Source organism: Paenibacillus sp. WC2504 (assembly GCF_052682475.1).
In genome coordinates this window covers 4,530,752-4,552,655 of the sequence record NZ_JBQZFH010000001.1, presented here as the reverse complement: position 1 = coordinate 4,552,655, position 21,904 = coordinate 4,530,752, and the positions used below count along the sequence as shown (strand labels likewise).

Below are 21,904 nucleotides of genomic sequence, written 5' to 3'. Positions count from 1 at the left end.
CATGAAGCGAATGAAGTTCCATACAAATCGTATCCATAAAGGAGTCCATCTCATGAATTTATTAATTGTGGAAGACGAAGTTCGCCTCAGAAATGCGCTGGCCAATAACATTCCATGGGACAAACATGGGATTGAAGTCGTTGGGCAAGCAGGGAACGGAGTGGAAGCGCTGCGGTTCATCGACCGTAAAAAGCCGGAAATCATTCTGCTCGATCTGCAGATGCCGGAGATGGATGGGTTAACTTTGGCGAAACAGCTTCGTCAGAGCGATCCTTTGTTGAAGATCATCGTGCTAAGCGGGCATGATGATTTCGCTTATGCGCAGGAGGCGCTTTCCATAGGAGTCATGAAATACTTGCTGAAACCGGCTGGCGACGAAGAAATTTTGGAGACGGTACTCGAAGCGGCCGAGAAGCTGAGATCAGAACTGGAACAGCGCCATAACGAGGATGAGCTGAAACAGAGATGGGAGCAGCATCTTCCTTATTTGGTGAACGACTTTTTGCAAGGATGGCTGAAAGGTAAATTCGAGTTGTGGGAGATTGAACAGCGAAGCAAGTATCTTCAAATGAATATGCTGAAGGGCGCGCAATTTGCAGTGGCTGTTGTCGATATGGACCCGCTGCCGGACACGGAAACCCGATTCAGCAGAAAAGATATGTCCTTGCTCCAATTTTCACTGGGAAGCATTGTGCAGGAATATTTGCAGTCTACTCCTTGCTGGGTTGTGTCGGATTATGCGGGTTATACGGTTGTCGTGTATAAGCTATCAGGGGATGAAGCCCCGAAGGAAGCCCTGCAAAGGATAAATGTGTTGACGGAGAAGCTGCTTTTTACCGTCCTAAGCTGCCTCAGACTTACGGCGAGCGCGGGAATTAGCGGGACGATAGGCGGTTGCGAGGATCTGAATAAGCTGTACGTACAAGCTGTACGGGCGCTGCAGAATCGGATTATGCTGGGTCACGATCTCGCTATCCCCTATCAGGAAGTACAAGGAAGAGAGCCGGAGTTCGTGCTGCAGCCGAATTTGGAGAAAGCGCTGGAGATCGCTCTTGAAACGGGAGAGGAGAATAAGGCGGCTGATATGCTCTCTGCACTATGGGAGGGAGGCATGGCCAAAGCGGAAACCATCGAGGAAATTCATGAGCATATTTTATATTTCGAAAGCCTTTTTGTACGTATGATTCAAAAGCAGGGATGGTCCGTACGGGAGGTCGCAGGAGAAGATTATGTTTATTTCCACAATCACCGGGAGCTGATGGTCAAAGAGCAAATTTTAATTTGGCTGCAAAGAATGATCAAAGCTTATTTAACCTATGCCAGAGAACGTCGAAAATCAACAAGCCATGATATGATCAAAACGATTTTAAGCCTCGTGGAAAATGAAATCGACCAGGAGATGACGCTGCATGCCGTAGCTGATCGGCTGTATGTCAATTCCTCTTATTTAAGCCGTTTGTTCAAGCAGGAAACCGGGAAGGCCTTTTCGACCTATGTGATGGAAAGAAAAATGGAACGGGCAAAGGCTACGCTGCAAGAAGGCGTTCGCGTTTATGATGCAGCTGCGGCCGTAGGGTACCGGGATGTGAGTTATTTTACAAGAGTATTCCGTAAATATTGGGGGGTAACCCCTGGGGAAATTCGTTCATGATTCCTCTTCATTTCTGAATAGAACCTTCTCCTTTATCGGAGGAGGTTTTTTTGTTCCACTTGTGAAGCCGTGACTCGATCGAGAAGTACTGAAAGTACCAAAACAAGTAATATTACTCTAATTCGCAATAAATCGGCGGATGATACACTAAATCTATAACTGACAGACAAGAAGGAGCGGGCAGCTTGAGAGAAACTACCGCAACGGAGGAAACCGTCATGCTTACATCAAATAACGCAAAAAAGAGCTATGCACGGCAATTGTGGATCGATATCCGAAAGGATTGGGATCTATATCTGGCTCTAATTCCAGGTATCGCATTTCTGCTGATTTTTAAATACACGCCGATGTACGGGATTATCATTGCTTTCAAGGATTTCAATATTTTTGAAGGCATGGCCGCAAGTCCTTGGGTGGGATGGAAGCATTTCGAGAAATTGTTGTCCTCCGATAGCTTCTTGCAGGTATTTCAGAATACGTTAGCCATCTCGATTTATAAAATCGTCTTTCTTTTTCCGCTTCCGATCGTTATCGCCATCCTTCTCAATGAATTAAAGAATATGGCGTTCAAGCGAAGTGTCCAAACGGTTATTTATTTGCCGCATTTCCTCTCATGGGTTATTGTTAGCGGCTTGTTCATCGATTTACTTTCCACCAATGGCGGAATCGTCAATAAAATGATCGTCGCTATGGGCGGCGAACCCGTTCGTTTTTTTCTGGACAGCCATATCTTCCGTTCTGTTCTGGTGTCCTCCGCAGGTTGGAAGGAGACGGGCTGGAATACGATTATCTACTTGGCTGCTCTTGCCAGCATCGACCCGGGACTCTATGAATCAGCGAAAATCGATGGCGCCAACAGGTGGAAGCAAATCCTCCATATTACACTTCCCGGTTTGCTGCCTATCATCTTGCTGATGTTTATCCTCCGCCTTGGTTATGTTTTGGAAGCAGGGACGGAACAAGTTCTCGTTATGTACAACCCGAGCGTATACAACGTAGCTGATGTGATAGGCACCTATGTATACCGGGTCGGTTTGGGTGAGCAGGATTACAGTTTTTCAACTGCTGTCGGCGTGTTTGAATCAGTGGTTGCCTTTATTTTAATACTTACCGGAAATCATTTGGCTCGAAAGTTTTTTGGACGTGGGATTTGGTAAACGGAAGAAAGGAGGCAAGTCATGCAAATGAATCATTCTTTGAAATCACCGGTCACCAAAGCTACAAGCGCAATCCGCACTTCTCTAAGCGAAAAAGTGTTTACCGTACTCAACTATGTGTTCTTTATCTTATTAGGACTTTCGACGATATTTCCATTTGTTAATCTGATCGCGAAATCGCTCAGCAGTGAGGCAGCCGTTGTTTCGGGCATGGTATCTCTATATCCCATCGATTTTCAAATAGGGACTTACCGGTATGTTGCCAGCAACGCGATGTTTCTTAACGCATTCACGATTTCAATCACGGTGACGTTGATAGGATCTCTGCTTTCCTTATTCATGACAACGCTGGCCGCATATCCGCTCTCGAAGCCAAGGCTGAGGGGCCGTAAGTTTTTTATCCTCCTCTATTTATTCACGATGCTGTTCAGTGGCGGTTTGATCCCAACCTATTTGCTCATGCACACCCTACATTTAATCGATAAACTACCAGTGCTCTTTCTGCCATATATGATTAACGTGTATAACATGCTGATTATCAAAAATTATTTCGAGGGCTTGCCCGACAGCCTGGAGGAATCCGCGAAAATTGACGGTGCCAGCAATATGACGATTCTTTGGCGCATTATTTTGCCGTTATCGCTGCCCGTGCTTGCGACGATCGGTTTGTTCTATGCGGTTACTTACTGGAACGATTATTTTACTTCCTTGATTTATATCAATTCAGCCGATATGAAACCACTCCAGCTGTATTTAAAAGAACTTTTCGTCTCTTCCACGGATGCATTTCTGCGTACCAATGTGGATGCCTCGCTGAATGTATCACCGCAATCGATTCAAGCCGCATCGATTATTCTGGCTACGCTTCCCATCGTGATCGTTTATCCTTTTTTACAGAAATATTTTGTTAAAGGCGTTCTGGTTGGTTCAGTTAAAGGTTAAATGCCGCAAGGCTAGCTGGAACTACTCGAAGGGTGGTGGTGGGCAAGTCGAGGGGACCTTTCATTTTGCAGGGGAGAAGGCATTGTTTGAGATATGAATAAAAGGGAGGCACATGCATGTTAAAAAAATGTTTAACTGTACTGTCGATCACAACTTTGGCGGCGTCTTTGGCCGCATGTGGAGGAGGGGCTTCGTCCGGTACGGCGACACCATCTACTTCTGGGGCTCCTGCCACAACCGCAAGTGCCAATGCAGCCAAGCCAGAATTCAAGGCGCTTCTGCAATACGCGCGATTTGATCCAAACGCGGAAGTTGTGGCGAAGTTCCTGAATGAGAAAACAGGCTACAAAGTCACGTATGACATGCTGCCGGTTGAAAATCCAGACGACAAACTGAATTTGCTTATGGCGAATAAAGAGCAATATGCGTTCATGCTGCTCACGGGTCCACAGTATTCAAAACTGGCTTCCTCAGGCGCCTTGGAACCAATTGATGAGCTGGTCAACAAATACGGGACCAATATGAAAAATGTGATTTCCCAAAATTCGTGGAACGGGGCTAAGCTAAACGGCAAAATTTACGGTATCCCGCAAACGGGATCAGGAACGGTCGTTAATTCGGCGCTAATCATACGACAAGATTGGATGGATGAGCTGGGACTTAAGCCGCCAACGACGCGCGATGAACTGTACAATGTGATGAAAACGATTAAAGAAAAGAAAAATGTCATGGCCATGTCAGGTGGTAAAAGCCCGCTGCTTCCTGAAGTACTACCGACCTTCGGTCTAACCATGATACAATCAACGTTAACAACGGGTTGGCAGGATATAAATGGAAAGCTCGTGAATACCGTTGAAAATCCGAATATGAAAAAATATTTGGAGTTCATGAAAAAACTTTACTCCGAGAAATTGATCGACCAAGAATGGTCGCTTAACCAAGCGAATAAAGTCATCGAAAATTTTACAAGCGGTAAGACAGCGATCATTTCAAATGGTTATTTTAATGCGCCAACGGTTCAAAACGCTTTGCTTAAAAATTCGCCGAACGCCAAAATTGCCAGTCTGCCTTACCTCAAGGGGGACGACGGCAAAGTTCAAGTCATGGCTAGTGCAGGAATCAGCTTTTACGTAGGAATTCCGAAGTGGGCGGAGAAGAAAGATGAGATCATCAAATATTTGGATTTGAAGTTGGACAAAGATATTCATAAAGAAGCGAGTATTGGCAAAGAAGGCGTTCATTATAAAGTAGAAAATGGAAACTATTACCCGATTCTTCCGATTTTTAATGATCAATACAACAACGCTTCTTCGTTCCTGACTGGTGTAGATGAGAAAAACTATCCGATCTACTGGCAAGCACGCGTGCGCAAAGATCCCATTTTGACGGATGCGTTTAATAAAAATCAAGAAGCTGCAAAAGGGAATATGGTCGTTGATCCCCTTGCCTTTGCACCACCGCTTGAGGCTATCGGCAAAAATAGCCAGAAGCTGCAAAAGCTGATGGAAGACACCTTCCTGAAGTACATCACGGGTGCTGAACCGCTTGAAAACTATGATAAATTCTTGGCTCAGTGGAAAGCCGACGGCGGCGACGATATGACGAAAGCGGCCAATGAATGGTACGCAGCGAACAAGAAGTAAGAAGAGGCATCCCCTGTGGTTCTTCCACGGGGGTTTATTTCTGGAAGGAGTGACAAGAGATGAAAAAAATCGGATTTATTGATTATTATTTGGATGAATGGCATGCGGAGAAATATCCGGAGTGGATAGAAACCGCATCCGAAGGCAGAATGAAAGTCACCTATGCCTACGGTATGACAAATCTCGAAGGCAAACTGAGCAATGCGGCTTGGTGCGAGAAAAAAGGCATTCAGCTGCTCGATTCCATTGAAGCCGTCGTCGAGCAAAGTGATTATTTGATCGTGCTGTCACCGGATCATTCCGAGTTCCATGAGGAGCTTTCGCAGCTTCCTCTTCAATCAGGCAAGCCGACCTACGTCGACAAAACCTTTGCCCCGGACAGGGCTGCCGCCATCCGGATGTTTGAGCTCGCAGAGCAGCATGGGACGCCAATGTATTCGACTTCGGCGTTGCGGTTTGCTGCGGAGTATACGGAGCTTAACATGGAGGGAATTGAGTCCATTTGCGCTTTGGGTCCTGGGAGCTTTGAAACCTATGCGATTCACCAGGTTGAGCCAATCGTTGCGCTCATGGGAACGGATGTGCAACGTGTGATGTGGACGGGCACGCCGAACGCGCCGTCACTAGTCATTGGGTTCACAGATGGACGCCAGGCTACTATCAACCATTATGGGCCTAACTGTCCGTTCAGCATGGCCTTGCGATCCGAGCAGGGGGAGTCGCAATTTCTGAAAATTGATTCCAATTTTTTCGGAGCATTTATTGCGAATCTTGTCCGTTTTTTTGAAACGGGAGTTCCTGCCGTTCCACGTGAGGAAACGATTGCCATCGCTGCTATTTTGGAATATGGCAAAAAGGCTGCGGCATTACCGTTTCAGTGGGTGGATTTGCCGTAGTGAGCGGAAATACTCGTCCAGTGGGAACTACAGGGCACCATTTCGGTGAAAACGAACATTTTCCACGAGTGGAAGGAACTACGTTCCGCTATTTCCGCGGTTTCACTGGAAAAACGTGTCACGGGGGTCGGATAAGACCCTGTAGTTCCGCTTCGAGAGGGAAAAGCTCGTTTTCCTCGAAATAGAGGCCTCCAGTTCCCTTATTAAAGCCTAGCGGGGTTGTCACGTCAAAAAAAGCATCCATCTCCCTCACGGTAAGGAGGAGACGGATGCTTTTTCACGTCTATTCTACCTTCATTCAAGCTCTCCGGATGGAATTTCATCCAATTCTCTCTCTAATTCCAGGTTGACCTTCTCATCACTTCTTTCCTTAGCCTAGAAGCTTATTTCTTTTCCCAATCTGCTGGATTCATAGATGCCGCAAAGAATTTTCATCATCTCAACGCCGTCCTGCACAGGCGAAAGAGTTTCCTTTTTACCTTGGCACACTTCAACGAAGTAATTAATTTCTTGCTGGAAACCGGCCACAAAATCGAAGGAGAGATTATTGATCTGCGGTGTCAGGTTTAAAATCGTATCGTATTTCTCAGTCACGATGGCCAGCTCAGGCTCTAATTCTGCGCCGCCTTTATCGCCGTAAAGCTTGACCGTAAGCTCATCTTCCTTGGCGTGAAGCGTGAAGCTGACATCAACTAGAATGGAAGCTCCATTTTCGAAACGAATTAACGCATTTGCCATATCCTCAACGGTATTGTGGGTGGAGTCATAATCGGCCGCTTTATAGAAAGCGAGGTTTTTCACGTTGGCACGATTGCCAAGCTTGTTATACGTGTTGCCGGAAACGGATTTGACCTTCGGCCGTCCCATAAGATACCAACAAAGATCAATCACATGAACGCCGACATCAATAAGCGGCCCGCCGCCTGAACGTTCCACGTCGGAGAACCAACCGCCCGGGTTGCCCAGACGGCGGATACAGGAAGCTTTGGCATAATAAATCTCACCTAATTCTCCATGATCCAGAAAAGATTTGACGATACCGGTATTCGAAGCATATCTGCGGACAAAACCAACCTGCAGCGTTTTTCCGGAACGATGAACCGCTTTTTCAACAGCTAACGCTTCTTCCACAGTTTTGCAGAGCGGTTTCTCCGTGAGCACATGTTTGCCTGCCTCAAGCGCAGCGATGGAAATAGGGGCATGGCTGTTGTTCCACGTGCAAATGCTTACCGCATCTATAGCCGAGTCAGCAAGTAGCTCTTTATAATCCGTGAACACACGGTTAATGCCATATTTCTCGGCTTTCGCTTTTGCGCGCTCTTCATTCAAATCGCAGATGGCGTATAGCTCAACATCCGGATTGCCCTGATAAGATCTTAAATGCATTTCAGAAATGGAGCCAGCTCCGATTACAGCGACTTGTAATTTGCTCATCGTAAAAAGCACCTCATCTTTGGATATATTTGGTAAGTCTATACAGCATGCATAGTCGGCCACTCCAGCTCAATTCCGAAGCTTACCAACATGCGTTGAAATTCCCGAAGCTCGGACTCTTGGTTCCGAATGTCCCGTGGCTTCAGCTTGCGATCGATACAACGACTAGCTAAAAAACCCGCGGCTTCCCCAATATTCCATTCGACGGGATGGAGACGATAGCAGCCGTTGGTGATATGGGTAACGCCAAGATTTTTGCAGGCGGGCAGCAGATTATTCATCCGAATAGGGATCAGACTGCCCAGTGGAATCTGGAACGGAAGGGAGGAAATATCGATATAATGCCGATTGCCTGTGCTTGGATGCAAGTCGATGCGATAACAGCCAATTCCGACGGAGTCGTGGAACTGCTCTGCTTGGCCATCTGCGCGGCAATCCGTACTTACATGCTGCTCCAGCACGGTAAATTCGGCTTTAATCCGGCGGGATTCCCGCATATAGGGATACATCGCTAGCCCGTCATCCGTACCGACGACGTCTTTACGCAGCCGCAGCCCCGGATAACCTGTGCCGCCGTCAGGGCGGGGAGCTTCCGTCTGCAGCCAATAGAGAAGGGAGAGGCTGAGCTGCTTGGCATCCCACAGGTGGCGCTGCCGTTCACTTTCGCTCACATCAATGACGGAGCCCAGCCAGTAATCGTTTTGTGGCCAGTTTACCAGCGTGATGCTCCCGGGATAAGTCCCTTCCTCAAACTGAGCAGCGTCGATGATTCGACGATAGTAGAAGAGGGAGTAACGCTCCGTACCCTCGAATAGTTCGTAGTCGACAGCTTCAAGCGTATGTGGCCGGACGCCCGTCCAACTGAGCAAGCGATCTGGCCAGAAGTCGGCTTTGTACGTACGCCAAAAATCGTAGCGTTCAGGTCGCTCAATCGTATGATCTTCACCTTCGATATAGTCCATGGCAAAACAGTAGGTGAAGCCCTGCATATCCTGAGGGAGCGCATCGCCCTTAACGGCATGGGGCTCGCCCGTTTGGTTGAATGATTCCGCTCCTGTCACATACTCCGCTCCGGCAAGCGGCAGAACATCTCCACATTCTGTCGCATCCAGATAGTAAGCGGCAGTTAGTTCAATAACTTCATCTGTCTGCAAATTCTTCATCCTAACGAATTGAATGTCATCTCCGTCAACGGAAACAGCCTGTACTTGATATCGGTATAGGATCTGCAACCTGCCGCTGTGAACATAAGGAGCTAACATCGCTTGCAGGACGGCTAATGCGGTTCGCGGCTCGTGGCACAGCCGGGAAACGCCGCCGTTACCCGGGTTCAAATGAATGCGGGATCGTGCCTCTTCGGTAAGCGGGAAATGGCGTCGATAATAGTCGCGAACTTCATTGCGAAACTCGCGGTATGTACGCGTACAGCCAAATTGCTCAATCCATCGATGTTCATCGGGGGGGACGGCTTGGCTTGTCAATTGCCCCCCGATCCAATCGGTCTCTTCGGTTAAAATCACCGATTTCCCGGATTTGGCAGCAGCAAGCGCAGCGGCACATCCGCCGGTACCGCCACCGATTATGACAATATCGGCGGTGTATGATGTATTGATCTTGTTAGTCAACAAAGATCCCTCCTTTTCTCCTGTTTGCGCAGCGGCTGCACAGGCTATTCTCATTGTATTACAGCGGGAAAATAGCCACAGCAGAGGACCATGACTTCTTTTGGTACTTTAATAACCTTTGATGTATTGAAAAAAAGGATTCAACGTCTAGATGACGAAAATTTTTACAGAAGCATTTATCAGTGGACGAAAAGGGGTCGTTATCCGGATGAGCGATAAAAAAACCGTTAACGCTGTACAACTTGATACGAATATGCAGATTGAGACTAGTGACAATAGACTTCAATGGCACTCTCCGATGGAGAAACCTTTTCAAGTAGCTGGCTTCGGCTGGTTGGAAGAAGAGCGGCGGTATCGCCGACTTCCATCAGCACCAGCGTGGAAGCTGCCGCTAGCGGTTGATTTGCTGGCCAACTGCACGACCGGCGGCCAAATTCGCTTTACAACAGACGCGGTCTCACTTTCCGTCAAGGTAAAGCTGACCGGGGCTGCGGATATGTATCATATGCCGGCTACTGGACAATGCGGATTTGATTGCTATATAGGCGGTCCTGGCGAGCAAATTTATTTCGATACGACAAAATACAATCATCAGCTGACGGAATATGAAAGCGTATTATTTACTGATATGAGCCGTGAACAAAGGGTTATTACACTGAATTTTCCATTGTACCAAGGAGTAGATGAGGTCTGGATCGGTTTGAATCCGGAAGCACGTATTACACAGCCTCCTGCGTATGAGAATAATCAAAAAATCATCGTGTACGGAACCTCCATCACCCAAGGAGCCTGCGCCTCGCGCCCGGGGATGTCCTACACGAACATTTTATCGCGCCGTTTCAATGTGGAATTCCTCAATCTAGGGTTTTCTGGAAACGGGAAAGGCGAGCCCGAGTTAGCCCATCTATTGGCGGAAATCCAAGATCCGGCTTGTCTGATCTTGGACTACGAGGCTAACTGTGTAACCACGGAGCTGCTGCAGCAAACGCTGCCGAATTTTATATCCATTTATCGTGAGAAGCACCCTTTAACACCCATCTTGGTGATATCCCGGATTACGCATGCGAAAGAGTATTTTGATGTTCAGATGGCGAAGGATCGGGCGGACCGCAAACAGATTGCCAGACAGGCCGTGGAAGAGCGGCGTGAGAGAAATGACGCCAACATTTATTTCTGCGACGGTTCTCTGCTTTTAGGGGAACACGCGCAAGAATGTACAGTAGATGGTTCTCATCCGACTGATCTTGGCTTTCTTCGGATGGCCGACGGATTGACGACGATTCTAAGGGAGATTCTAGGATAACGTTTGCTTGAAGGGGTGGTTGAATGAAACTAAGATCGAAATCGTCCGGTCTCGTTGCTCTCGCGATAGTCACTTGTTTCACCGCCTCTGGCTGCAGCGTTCAAGCAGATAATAAGGAAGGTACGGAAGCTGGTCAAAAGGATACAACTTCCGCCATCCGAATTGTGGTAAACAGTCTGGGTGTGATTTTCCCGGAAGGCATGGATGAAAACAACAATCCGTACCTATCCTACATCGAGAAAAATACGGGAGTTCAAGTGGGTGTCACATTGCCCCCGTTGAATGGGTATGATGAGAAGTTGAACGTCATGATGACGTCCGGGGAGCCGCCGGATTTGCTTAATACAAGCAGTCCCTCTTGGTTTATTAATTTTGTCAATCAAAAAGCGCTGACACCTCTGAACGACTACATCGATAAGTACGGCGCGAACCTGAAAGCGAGAATTCCCAAAGAAGCCTGGGATAACGTAACCGTGGACGGCAAAATTTATGCAATTCCGAGCCTGAATGAGGTAAAAGGGACGGAGCTTATTTACGCCAGGAAGGATTGGCTGGACAAGCTTGGTCTTCGTCCCCCGCGCACCCTGCAGGAGTACACCACTGTGATGAAAGCTTTTGCAGAAAGGGATCCGGACGGCAACGGTCAGAAGGACACGTACGGACTTTCCATCTTGGAGCGATTAGGGAGAACCTCACCCTTTCTGGGGGCCTTCGGGGTTCAGATGAACGCTTGGTACGAAAGAGACGGCAAACTGGTCTACTCCGGCATTATGCCCGAAATGAAAGAAGCGCTCACCTACCTGCACAGCTTGTATGAACAGGACATTCTAGACCCGGAATTTCCTTTGAACAAAATCGATGTCCTTGGCGAAAAGATCGCTTCCGGAAAGGTTGGCCTCTACTCAGCGGCATGGTCAGATACCCGTTCGCTTATTGCGGCAAACCGTAAGATTGATCCGAAAGCGGAATGGATTCCACTTGATTTTCCAATTGGACGCAGCGGTAAACACGGGGTATACAGCACGTCCAACGTCCGATCCTACAATGTTGTGCCTCTTAAGAGCGAACAGGCAGAATCCGTGGTCAAATTTCTTGATTTCATTGCAGGTCCAGGTCAGCAAAATTTGAAGCTTGGGTTTGAAAATGAGGTTTGGACAAAAGCAGGCGGCAAGCTGTCCATTCGATTTGATGAGCATATCAAGCAAGGTTATAGGGGGATTTATGGAGCTCTGGCGGATACGGTTGACCCGGAGATGACCCGGGATCGGTTGAAAGCGCTGGGCGAACCGTTCAAGCTGTATGAAAATTTGCAGCAGATTGAAGGCAATCTCATGGAAAATCGCTTTAATGGGCCGCCTACCCCCGCAATGGGCAAGCATCAAGTGAAGCTTTCCAAGCTGCAGGAAGAAACATTCACGCGCATGATAGCGGGCATGAGTCCCATAGAGGAATTCGATAATTTTGCGAAAAAATGGAAGGAGGCAGGCGGTGATGAGATTACCGGGGAAGTGAACGAATGGTGGCGGGATACCGGGAAGCAGCCGGGAAAATGACCTGGTACCAATGGAGGGATCACCAGCATGGCCATAGACATCGCGGCTAAATTGCAAAAAGTGCTAACCGGGTTCATTCAGGTTAGATTAACATGGTATTTTTTACTGATTCTACTCCCGCTTTCCGGATTCAGTCTTTTTGCTATTGCCAAATCACAGATGATCGTGGAAGTGCAGACGGGTGAGAGAACCCAAGGGGCCTTGCACACGATGGCGGATTACATTGACCTCTCGCTTCAAAACATTGAGCAGCTTTCTTCTTTAATTGCTTTTGATATGAATATCAATTCGACCCTGCAGTCTGTTGGTCAAGAGCCGAAGAAGCAATCGTTCGTTCAATTCGCTCAGGTGATGGACCAAATCACAAGTATGACGAATGTGAATCTCATGGTTGATCAAATTACGATTATCCATATGCCGTCGCGTACCGTGATTTCTACGAAACTGGGGGGCAGCAAGCTGCCTGAGGGCGCTGAGAAGCAGGAGTGGTATGAGCGGCTAATGGAAGCGGGAGGCGGGACGTATTTTTATACTCCCCAAGATGGGGAGTCGTATTTCGATGCGGACAGCGTTCATTTGATCCGGACTATGGATCCTTATAATCGAACGTTGATTAATCCCAATTTACTAATCATATCGATTAAAAAGAGCGCTTTGATTGAGCAGGCCAAACCGCTCCTGCCATCCAAGAATGCGAATATTTCCTTATTTGGCAGCAACGGCAAGCTGATTACCGGAACGGGTGCAGGCGTCAATGCGCAAGTTTGGGAAAAAAAAGAAGAAGTGAGATCGATTCGCAAATCTCCTCAGACCGGGCAAGAAATGGTCACCATTAGCGTCAAGTCGAAGTTGTCCGGTTGGTCGCTTAGAATGGAACAGCCGCTGTGGGAAATTCGAAGTCATACCGATTCCTTAAAAGTGTTTACTTATGGCATTGTAGTCGTCAGTTTGGTTCTTGCGATTATTATTTCCTGGATCGTTTATCGCGGCATTTCAGCTCCTCTGCGGAAACTGGCCTATGGGATGAAGCAGCTGCGTACCGGCAATTTTACCATTCAATTAGAAGATAAACGCGTTGACGAGTTGGGATATGTGATTGAGTCCTTTAACCGAATGGCGGAAAATCAGAAGACGTTGATCCGCGACCATTATGAAAAGCAATTATTATTGTCCAAAATGGAACTGAAATTTTTGCAGTCACAGATTAATCCGCATTTCCTATATAATACGCTGGACTCGATCTATTGGACGGCCAAAAATTATGAGGCAGATGAAATCAGCGAGATGGTCTTGAATCTGTCGAAGTTTTTCCGGTTAAGCTTGAATAAAGGAAACGAGACTTTTTCAGTTGCAGAGACAATCATTCATTTGACATATTATATTAAAGTCCAGCAGTTGCGGTTTTTGGACCATTTTACCGTCAGGTACGAAATTGCGGAGGAAAGCAAACCTTATCCTGTGCTGAAGCTCCTTTTGCAGCCGTTAGTGGAAAACGCCGTTATTCACGGATTGGAGAAACAAAGTGAAGGCGGAGAACTCGTCATTTCCTCCTATTTACAGGAACCTAATCTCGTGTTGGAGGTTAGTGATAATGGGGTAGGCGTAAATCGGGAAAGACTTGCTTACATCTGTGGTAAACTGGAGGAAGCATCCAAACAAGCAGTTGAAGGCAATGCTACGGATCGAAAAAAAGAGAAAGATCTGTTTGGCCTGCGCAATGTAGTCGCCCGTATGAAAATGTACTATGGCGATGATGCTCATTTTCGCTTCGAGAGCAGCGTCGGTCGTGGCACCCGAATGACGTTGTTCCTTCCGCTTGATAAGTGTGTAACAACTTTGGAGGATCAAGTGGGCTGAAAAGGTTTTTATATGAAATAGGGAGGGTGAGCTATGCTCTATGTAATTGTTCTAATTCCCGTACTCGCACTGATGATTTATGGCGTGGTTAAAATGACTCGAAAAGCCAGGGTTAAGGTCGAGACTTCGAAAGTCATTCAAATGTCCTCGTATCAATCCAAAAAGAAAACTCCTACGAATACGAATACGCAGGCATGTTCCTTCTGCCGGAAGAAGCAAAAAAAGCTGGCGTTCTACTCGGATGAAGAGGGGCGGGTCGTTGGGGTTTGCTCCGATTGCAGGCCGCAGGCGGAACGTCGGGCGTTGATGCGGCTGTGATTGGGGAGTTACATAGAGCCTTAGCGGGAATGCCGCTAAGGTTTTTTATGCGCCATATCAGATAATCTGATAGAACTTATAAATTCATTATAATTGACCTGCAACTAAACCTATGATAGGTTCAAGAGAGTGAAATTTTATGTGACAAATTAATTGGGGAATTTCTTATTACTGCAGCATATGAGAGGTGGATTTTGTTGGAACTTCAAGTAACAAACAGTCCTTTTAATCAGGAACAAGTAGAACTGCTTAATCGTCTACTGCCTACTTTAACAGATTCACAAAGAGTCTGGTTAAGCGGTTATTTCGCAGCAATGAATGGTGTGGCGGGATCAGTTAGCACTGGCGCAGTTCCTGCAGTACCAGCAGCTAATGCAGTACCAAGCGTAGCGGCTATTTCCAAAGAAGTAACAGTTCTCTTCGGATCACAGTCCGGGAAAGCGCAAGGTTTGGCCAAAAAGTTTTCCAAAAAGCTTGAAGAACAAGGATTTCAGGTAACGCTTTCTTCGATGTCCGATTTCAAGCCGAATGCTTTGAAAAAGGTGCAAACTTTGTTGGTTCTTGTCAGCACGCATGGCGAAGGGGTTCCACCGGATAATGCGATTTCCTTCCACGATTTCCTTCATAGTAAAAGAGCTCCTCAATTAGACGGACTTCAGTATTCCGTGCTTTCGCTCGGCGATACGTCCTATGAGTTCTTCTGTCAGACGGGGAAAGATTTCGACAAGCGTTTGGGTGAACTTGGCGGCAAGCAGCTTGCTCCGCGTGTAGATTGCGATGTTGATTTCGACGAACCTGCAGCAGAATGGATGAGCAGCGTATTAAGCTCGCTGAGCGCATCTTCAGGCTCATCATCCGCGGCAGCAGCAGGCGCCGCTGTAAGCACTGCAAGCGCACCTGAATCCGAGTTTTCCAGAACGAATCCATTCCAGGCTGAAGTTCTTGAGAACTTGAATCTGAATGGACGCGGATCGGACCGCGAAACGCGGCATGTGGAGATTTCCTTGGAAGGATCGAACCTTCAGTATGAGCCAGGCGACTGCTTAGGCATTTATCCGGAAAATCATCCTCAACTTGTCGAGGAATTAATTCAAGCCATGGGCTGGAATGCGGAAGAGCTCGTTACGATTAATAAAAACGGTGACAAACGCTCTGTGCGTGAAGCATTAACACATAATTTTGAAATTACAGTTCTGACAAAACCACTAGTAGAACAAGTTGCAAAATTGACTGTAAATACAGACCTGAACGGGCTTGTAGCTGCAGGCAATGAACAAGAGCTTAAAGCCTACATCAACGGCAAAGATCTGCTTGATCTGGTTCAGGATTATTCGCTAAAAGGTATTGCAGCAGCTGAATTCATCTCGGTTCTTCGCAAAATGCCTGCTCGCTTATACTCTATTGCCAGCAGCTCAAAAGCATATCCGGACGAAGTGCATGTAACGGTTCGTACGGTACGCTATGAAGCGCGTGGTCGTGAACGTTACGGCGTGTGCTCTGTGCAATTGGCGGAAAGAGTGAAGGCAGGCGATTCGCTGCCGGTGTACATTCAGAACAATCCGAATTTCAAATTGCCGGAAAGTTCAGATACACCAATCATTATGATCGGACCTGGAACTGGGGTTGCTCCTTTCCGTGCATTCCTTGGCGAACGCGAAGAAACAGGTGCGGAAGGCAAATCATGGTTGTTCTACGGCGATCAGCACTTCTCAACAGACTTCTTGTATCAAATCGAATGGCAGCGTTGGTTGAAAGATGGCGTTCTAACGCGCATGGATGTCGCCTTCTCCCGTGATACGGATCAAAAAGTGTATGTTCAGCATCGCATGCTTGAGAAAAGCAAAGAATTGTATCAATGGCTGCAAGAAGGGGCTAGCGTGTATGTCTGCGGGGACGAAAAACGCATGGCTCATGATGTTCATGAAACATTGGCAAAAATTATTGAACAAGAGGGCGGTTTCAGCTCGGAAGAAGCGGCTGAATACTTGTCCCGGATGCAACAGCAGAAACGCTATCAGCGGGACGTCTACTAAGACGAAGCCGTTGATTGCTAGAGGAGAGAGCCGATATGTCAGAAAACAATTTATTGTCGAAGAACAGCGCACCGCATAGCGACGTTGAACACATTAAACTTAGAACGAATTATTTGCGGGGGAGTCTCGCTGATACGCTTCTAGATACGATAACAGGATCGATTCCTGAAGATGATAACCGCCTGATGAAGTTTCACGGCAGCTATATGCAGGATGACAGAGATCTGCGTAATGAGCGCCAAAAGCAAAAACTGGAGCCGGCCTATCAATTCATGCTGCGCGTACGTGCAGCCGGCGGTGTCGTGACGGCGGACCAATGGCTTATGATGGACCGTGTAGCACAGAAATACGCGAATGGAACCATTCGCTTAACGACACGACAATCTTTCCAGCTTCATGGTGTTCTGAAATGGAACATGAAGAAAACGATTCAAGAAGTCAATGCCTCGCTGCTCAGCACGCTCGCAGCTTGCGGTGACGTTAACCGTAACGTAATGTGCAATCCTAATCCTTACCTTTCGGATGTGCATGGTGAAGTTTACGAATGGGCTTGCCGCATTAGTAACCACCTGGATCCACAAACTCGCGCCTACCACGAAATTTGGTTGGACGGAGAGAAAGTCATCGACAGCCAAGACGTTGAGCAAGAACCGATTTACGGAAAAGTGTACTTGCCGCGTAAGTTCAAAATCGGTATTGCCGTTCCACCATCTAACGATGTAGACGTATTCTCACAAGATCTTGGTTTCATTGCCATTGTGGAAGACGGGAAGCTGAAAGGCTTTAACGTATCCGTTGGCGGCGGCATGGGGATGACGCATGGCGATACGCTGACGTACCCGCAGGTTGCTCAAGTGATTGGATTCGTTACACCGGATCAAGTTGTGGATTTGGCAGAAAAAACCGTCACGATTCAACGTGATTATGGTGATCGTTCCGTGCGTAAACATGCACGTTTTAAATATACAATTGATGACCGCGGCATCGAATGGTTCGTTGAAGAACTGACTGCTCGTCTGGGCTGGAAACTTGAAGCTCCTCGTCCATATCAGTTTGACGATAACGGAGATCGTTATGGCTGGGTAAAAGGAAGCAATGGCAAATGGCATTTCACCTTATTTATCCAAAATGGACGCGTCAAAGATGAAGGTAGCTATCAGCTGTTGACTGGGCTTCGTGAAATTGCCAAAGTACATTCCGGCGATTTCCGACTTACTGCGAACCAGAACCTGATTATCGGGAATGTTAGCGCTCAGAAGAAGAAAAAAATCGAGGAATTAATCAAGGAATACGGCTTGACAGATGGTCTTCATTACTCCGCACTGCGCAGAAGCTCCATGGCTTGTGTGGCACTTCCGACCTGCGGCATGGCGATGGCGGAAGCCGAGCGTTACTTGCCAGAGCTGATGGATAAAATCGAGCCGATGCTGGAAGAAGCAGGCCTTAGCGAGAAAGAAATTACGATTCGTATGACAGGCTGCCCGAACGGCTGTGCACGTCCGATGTTGGCTGAACTTGCGTTTATCGGTAAAGCTCCTGGAAAATACAACATGTATTTGGGAGGAGGCCACGCGGGTAACCGACTGAATAAGCTTTACAAAGAAAATATTGGCGAAGCTGAGATTTTACAATCGCTTGGTCCGATTTTTAATCAATATGCCAAAGAGCGTTGGGATGGCGAGCACTTCGGTGACTTCGTTATTCGTGCGGGTTATGTCAAAGAAGTTCGTTCCGGCCAAGATTTTCACGCATAACATTTAATTTTGTGGGGCTGTCCTGAAGATCTGTCATAGATCTGCCAGGATGGTCCCTTTTTGAATGTTCATGCGGATCTTGTGGTAAAATATGGCGAGGTTTGACTTATAAGGAGCAAAATGATGAATGACACGAACATCTCAGCGATCACTAAAACACCAAATAGAAAAAGGCTATACCATTTTACACGCGCTAAAAATTTACCGGCAATTGCGCATTTTGACACCCTGTTTTCAAGTTATCAAATCGATCCTTCACAGGATGGCCCACGTCGGTTAGCGCCAAGGCATTTGAACTATCAAGATCAACAGGTTACGATCAATTCTCATTTGAGAATCGCAGATAGCATGATCGACGCCTCTACGACACAAGAGAAGTTTCGGGCGTTTTTGGACCGGCATGTTTTTTTATGGCCAACGCTGAAAGATTGTCAAAAAATGATGGCAACGTATGCTAGAAGAGAGCCGGAGGAAGCTTTTGCCGTTCTCGAATTTGATGCTTCTGCTTTGTTAATGAAACATGGAACTGAAATTACACTATCCAAATATGACTCGGGCAGTTCGCCGCGGTTCCCCAATCATTGTTCTTATAAGAAAAGCTTGGCTATGTTTCTGCCATTGGAACAGTTTGGCCTTGTCAAAAATGACTTAGTGCCAAGTACCCCTTCGCAGATCAAAGAGATATTAATCGATGGTCAGATGAATGGTGTGACTGAGCTTCTGACAGCGGTTTATGTCAGCAATGGGGGAGAAATTCCTGTTAGTTGGAGGGATTTGGCGCGTCCCTGGACGTTGTTAACCGACTAATTTCGAGCAAACAAGCATCTACTTGACACTATCCCACATACACTGTTACATCAAGGAAATCATGTTATGAACAGCGGTCTGACGAGGAGGGGTACAGGTGAGATATACCGTGCAATATATATCGCTGAGTAAAATTAAGCCGGAAAGTACCACAACCAAAACCTCACAGCGGAAAAAAGAATTAAAAAAAGTAGCGCAAGATCTAATGCATTTATTGGTTGTGCAAAAAAGCAAGAAAGACAAAGGATACGTCGTTGTAGACGGACATCAGCATTTGAATTTCCTCAAAAAACATACGCATAAACAATCAGCGGTGTGCCTTGTCGATGAAAGCAAACTATCTGCGAGTGTTGGGAAATTTGTTGATCGTTTTCGCAAGCGGCCGCTGCCTTACGATCTTCCAGCCATCAAATCGGATCGGGTAACAGTCAGCAGTTGGTCGATCATCCGTACATTTCTGAAACGTGAACCGCGGTTTCGTAAACTTTCGCGCAGGCAGCAGTTGAAGGTGCTTCGGCTAGGAATGCAATATAAGAAAACAACGGTTCGCAGTATGCAGGATAAGGTCGATGAATTGTTTAAAAAAATAGTCACGTATTAACATACCATGGTTATTCAGGGGCTGCTGCGGCAGCTCTATCGTTTTTCTATAAAACAATTTCATCTTTTGTAAATGTGGGATGAGGTATAATTAGGGATGTAGATGAATGAAGGAGTGATTGTGCCCATGATAGAGAACGTACGCACGAGTAATGTACAGCGTTTTGCCGGATTCGGCGCGTTGTACGATCAGAATCGTCCCACGGCTCCGCAGGAGGTCGTTAAGCTGATAACAACGTACTTGCAGCATAAACCGCAAACCGTTGTTGACGTAGGCTGCGGCACAGGTCTTTCAACGTTTATATGGCTTGATGAAGCCGATCAAATCATTGGCGTTGAGCCCAATGACGATATGCGCGCTGTTGCCGTTAGCAAGTGGGAAGCGATACATAAACCTGAGAATATGCAGTTTGTCAAAAGGCTTTCGCATGAACTGGAACTGCCTTCTGCGTCCGCTGACGTTATTACTTGCTCGCAATCTTTCCATTGGATGGAGCCGCAAAGCACACTGCGTGAGTTCGCTCGCGTACTCTGTCCCGGAGGGATTTTCGCTGCTTACGACTGTGATTGGCCGCCGGCGCTTGACTGGAGGATTGAAGATGAGTACAAGCGGCTCCTCGCTTTAGGCGATGCTAGAGCGTTAGAACTGGCTCCGAGTGAGCAACAAGCCCACAAATGGGACAAAGAGGGGCATTTGCAGCAAATTCGCGACTCCGGCTTATTTCGATATGCGAGGGAGATCGTCTTTCATAACTGGGAAACGTGCGATGCCGAGCGTTATGCGAATCTGGCTTTCAGCCAGGGAGGTTTGCAAACCGCGCTGAAGCTAGGTGCAGAGGAATTGCGCGAGGAGTTCTCAGCTTTCCGCGAGCTGGTAGCTGAGGTTTTTGGTGGCGTGGAACGGGAAATTTTGTTCGGTTACCGGTTTCGTATGGGTGTGGTTTAGGTTTCAAAAGGTTGGCTATGATGAAGAAGTTCATCATAGCCTTTTTGTATTTCTTCGAGTTGTTGCTAGAAAATTGCAACTTAGTAGGACTTTTATTGATTGAGGTGCAAGCATGTACAGCCAGCACGATACATATATTTTTTAGAATGAGATATCATAATCGCCACTGAAGAAAGGAGTGTACCATGGATTCTCCCAAACGGAATCAAGGCATGAACGGCATAGTACCACAGCCCATCCGTTATGACGGCGCCGGTGGAATCGACACAGGTCCAAGGGATATCATGCGGGATAAGGAAAACCCCAATATGCTGGTTCCACCTATAACCGATGCCGGATTAGTGCCTAACTTGAAGTTTTCATTCTCTGACACTCCCATGACGTTAAACCACGGTGGGTGGTCGCGGAAAATTACAGCGAGAGAATTACCGATCGCGACGACGTTGGCCGGTGTTAATATGAGTCTAACACCTGGCGGTGTCCGGGAGCTGCATTGGCACCAACAAGCGGAGTGGTCCTACATGCTGCTCGGACGTGCGCGTATTACGGCAATAGATCAAGAAGGGCGGAATTTTATTGCCGATGTCGGTCCAGGTGATCTTTGGTATTTCCCACCAGGGCTTCCACATTCGATTCAAGGGTTGGAGCATTGCGAATTCCTGCTTGTTTTCGATGACGGCAACTTCTCTGACCTTCATACGTTATCGATTTCCGATTGGTTTGCTCATACGCCCAAAGATGTATTGTCTGCAAATTTCGGTGTTCCCATAAGTGCATTTGACCATATTCCAAATCATCAGGTCTATATTTATCAAGACAAAGTTCCCGGCTCGCTCGAAAGTGAGAAAGTGCAATCCCCTTACGGTACAATTCCCTTAAGTTTCAAACACCAACTGTTAGCTCAAACACCGATCAAAACACCCGGCGGAAGCGTACGAATCGTAGACTCAAGAAATTTTCCCATCTCACAAAAAATTGCGGCAGCCCTCGTCGAAGTAGAACCAGGTGCTATGCGTGAACTGCATTGGCATCCTAATAACGATGAGTGGCAGTACTACCTCGCAGGTCAGGGACGCATGACGGTGGTTCTCGGCAGTGGCAACGCCAGGACGTTTGACTACCGGGCAGGTGACGTCGGTTATGTGCCATTTGCTTCGGGGCATTATATTCAAAATACAGGAACAGAATCCCTATGGTTTCTTGAAATATTTAAAAGCAACCTGTTTGAAGATGTTTCACTAAACCAGTTGATGGCACTCACGCCGCAGGAGCTTGTGAAAGGCAATTTGCATGTTGGACCTGAGCTTATCCATATGCTGCGCAAAGATAAATGGCGGGTCGTCAAATATCCGGGATCTTCTAACTATCCGCGATAAAAAATTTTT

The 21,904-nt window shown here is 47.1% G+C and carries 17 protein-coding genes; 15 read left to right on the top strand and 2 right to left on the bottom strand.

What is annotated here, in order from left to right; translation table 11 throughout:
* The first annotated feature begins 52 nt into the window (after window positions 1–52).
* The 5 genes from ACUN27_RS20460 (at window position 53) to ACUN27_RS20440 (ending at window position 6,289) form a co-directional block, all read left to right on the top strand.
* Window positions 53–1,651: a response regulator transcription factor gene (locus ACUN27_RS20460; RefSeq protein WP_315949893.1), complete on the top strand. Its 1,599-nt coding sequence runs from the start codon at window positions 53–55 to the stop codon at window positions 1,649–1,651.
* A 218-nt stretch (window positions 1,652–1,869) separates the two neighbouring features.
* Window positions 1,870–2,808 carry an ABC transporter permease gene (locus ACUN27_RS20455; RefSeq protein WP_326059513.1) on the top strand — a complete coding sequence of 313 codons (939 nt, stop codon included), beginning with the start codon at window positions 1,870–1,872 and terminating at the stop codon, window positions 2,806–2,808.
* 27 nt (window positions 2,809–2,835) lie between these two features.
* Entirely contained in the window at window positions 2,836–3,750 is a 915-nt protein-coding gene (locus ACUN27_RS20450; protein ID WP_315950390.1) for a carbohydrate ABC transporter permease, read from the top strand.
* Window positions 3,751–3,866: 116 nt separating this feature from the next.
* Window positions 3,867–5,393, top strand: coding sequence for an ABC transporter substrate-binding protein (locus ACUN27_RS20445; protein ID WP_326059484.1), 1,527 nt, complete (start codon window positions 3,867–3,869; stop codon window positions 5,391–5,393).
* Between the two features lie 59 nt (window positions 5,394–5,452).
* The gene (locus ACUN27_RS20440) at window positions 5,453–6,289 is read left to right on the top strand and encodes a hypothetical protein (protein ID WP_445559532.1); all 837 of its coding nucleotides are present in this window, start codon (window positions 5,453–5,455) and stop codon (window positions 6,287–6,289) included.
* A gap of 375 nt (window positions 6,290–6,664) precedes the next feature.
* Here ACUN27_RS20440 and ACUN27_RS20435 read toward each other — a convergent pair whose 3' ends face one another.
* Window positions 6,665–7,723: a Gfo/Idh/MocA family protein gene (locus ACUN27_RS20435; RefSeq protein WP_445559531.1), complete on the bottom strand. Its 1,059-nt coding sequence runs from the start codon at window positions 7,721–7,723 to the stop codon at window positions 6,665–6,667.
* Between the two features lie 38 nt (window positions 7,724–7,761).
* On the bottom strand, window positions 7,762–9,336 hold the full coding sequence (locus tag ACUN27_RS20430) for an FAD-dependent oxidoreductase (RefSeq protein WP_418936885.1): 1,575 nt from the start codon (window positions 9,334–9,336) through the stop codon (window positions 7,762–7,764).
* 163 nt (window positions 9,337–9,499) lie between these two features.
* On the opposite strand from ACUN27_RS20430, the gene ACUN27_RS20425 reads away from it, so the two are divergent.
* The 10 genes from ACUN27_RS20425 to ACUN27_RS20380 all read left to right on the top strand — a co-directional run bounded on the left by ACUN27_RS20425 (window position 9,500) and on the right by ACUN27_RS20380 (window position 21,895).
* Complete coding sequence (locus ACUN27_RS20425) at window positions 9,500–10,651, top strand: SGNH/GDSL hydrolase family protein (protein WP_445559530.1); 1,152 nt, start codon at window positions 9,500–9,502, stop codon at window positions 10,649–10,651.
* A gap of 23 nt (window positions 10,652–10,674) precedes the next feature.
* On the top strand, window positions 10,675–12,204 hold the full coding sequence (locus ACUN27_RS20420) for an extracellular solute-binding protein (RefSeq protein WP_445559529.1): 1,530 nt from the start codon (window positions 10,675–10,677) through the stop codon (window positions 12,202–12,204).
* 27 nt (window positions 12,205–12,231) lie between these two features.
* Window positions 12,232–14,061, top strand: a complete 1,830-nt coding sequence (locus ACUN27_RS20415) for a cache domain-containing sensor histidine kinase (RefSeq protein WP_445559528.1) — start codon at window positions 12,232–12,234, stop codon at window positions 14,059–14,061.
* A gap of 33 nt (window positions 14,062–14,094) precedes the next feature.
* Entirely contained in the window at window positions 14,095–14,379 is a 285-nt protein-coding gene (locus ACUN27_RS20410; protein WP_326059470.1) for a hypothetical protein, read from the top strand.
* A 197-nt stretch (window positions 14,380–14,576) separates the two neighbouring features.
* On the top strand, window positions 14,577–16,412 hold the full coding sequence (locus ACUN27_RS20405) for an assimilatory sulfite reductase (NADPH) flavoprotein subunit (RefSeq protein ID WP_445559527.1): 1,836 nt from the start codon (window positions 14,577–14,579) through the stop codon (window positions 16,410–16,412).
* Between the two features lie 35 nt (window positions 16,413–16,447).
* Window positions 16,448–18,166, top strand: a complete 1,719-nt coding sequence (cysI, locus tag ACUN27_RS20400; protein WP_315949912.1) for an assimilatory sulfite reductase (NADPH) hemoprotein subunit — start codon at window positions 16,448–16,450, stop codon at window positions 18,164–18,166.
* Between the two features lie 123 nt (window positions 18,167–18,289).
* Window positions 18,290–18,973: a DUF7002 family protein gene (locus tag ACUN27_RS20395; RefSeq protein ID WP_445559526.1), complete on the top strand. Its 684-nt coding sequence runs from the start codon at window positions 18,290–18,292 to the stop codon at window positions 18,971–18,973.
* Window positions 18,974–19,070: 97 nt separating this feature from the next.
* Complete coding sequence (locus ACUN27_RS20390; protein WP_315949915.1) at window positions 19,071–19,574, top strand: hypothetical protein; 504 nt, start codon at window positions 19,071–19,073, stop codon at window positions 19,572–19,574.
* A 126-nt stretch (window positions 19,575–19,700) separates the two neighbouring features.
* A complete protein-coding gene (locus ACUN27_RS20385) occupies window positions 19,701–20,519 on the top strand; it encodes a class I SAM-dependent methyltransferase (RefSeq protein WP_315949916.1) in 819 nt (272 codons plus the stop codon).
* Window positions 20,520–20,704: 185 nt separating this feature from the next.
* Entirely contained in the window at window positions 20,705–21,895 is a 1,191-nt protein-coding gene (locus ACUN27_RS20380) for an oxalate decarboxylase family bicupin (RefSeq protein ID WP_445559525.1), read from the top strand.
* The last annotated feature ends 9 nt before the right edge of the window (window positions 21,896–21,904 follow it).

Excerpts from the sequence above, each read along its gene's own strand:
- cysI (WP_315949912.1), top strand. The coding sequence starts at position 16,448 with ATGTCAGAAAACAATTTATTGTCGAAGAACAGCGCACCGCATAGCGAC.
- ACUN27_RS20460 (WP_315949893.1), top strand. The coding sequence starts at position 53 with ATGAATTTATTAATTGTGGAAGACGAAGTTCGCCTCAGAAATGCGCTG.
- ACUN27_RS20410 (WP_326059470.1), top strand. The coding sequence starts at position 14,095 with ATGCTCTATGTAATTGTTCTAATTCCCGTACTCGCACTGATGATTTAT.
- ACUN27_RS20450 (WP_315950390.1), top strand. The coding sequence starts at position 2,836 with ATGAATCATTCTTTGAAATCACCGGTCACCAAAGCTACAAGCGCAATC.
- ACUN27_RS20415 (WP_445559528.1), top strand. The coding sequence starts at position 12,232 with ATGGCCATAGACATCGCGGCTAAATTGCAAAAAGTGCTAACCGGGTTC.
- ACUN27_RS20395 (WP_445559526.1), top strand. The coding sequence starts at position 18,290 with ATGAATGACACGAACATCTCAGCGATCACTAAAACACCAAATAGAAAA.
- ACUN27_RS20385 (WP_315949916.1), top strand. The coding sequence starts at position 19,701 with ATGATAGAGAACGTACGCACGAGTAATGTACAGCGTTTTGCCGGATTC.
- ACUN27_RS20425 (WP_445559530.1), top strand. The coding sequence starts at position 9,500 with ATGACGAAAATTTTTACAGAAGCATTTATCAGTGGACGAAAAGGGGTC.
- ACUN27_RS20435 (WP_445559531.1), bottom strand. The coding sequence starts at position 7,723 with ATGAGCAAATTACAAGTCGCTGTAATCGGAGCTGGCTCCATTTCTGAA.
- ACUN27_RS20455 (WP_326059513.1), top strand. The coding sequence starts at position 1,870 with ATGCTTACATCAAATAACGCAAAAAAGAGCTATGCACGGCAATTGTGG.
- ACUN27_RS20445 (WP_326059484.1), top strand. The coding sequence starts at position 3,867 with ATGTTAAAAAAATGTTTAACTGTACTGTCGATCACAACTTTGGCGGCG.
- ACUN27_RS20440 (WP_445559532.1), top strand. The coding sequence starts at position 5,453 with ATGAAAAAAATCGGATTTATTGATTATTATTTGGATGAATGGCATGCG.
- ACUN27_RS20380 (WP_445559525.1), top strand. The coding sequence starts at position 20,705 with ATGGATTCTCCCAAACGGAATCAAGGCATGAACGGCATAGTACCACAG.
- ACUN27_RS20420 (WP_445559529.1), top strand. The coding sequence starts at position 10,675 with ATGAAACTAAGATCGAAATCGTCCGGTCTCGTTGCTCTCGCGATAGTC.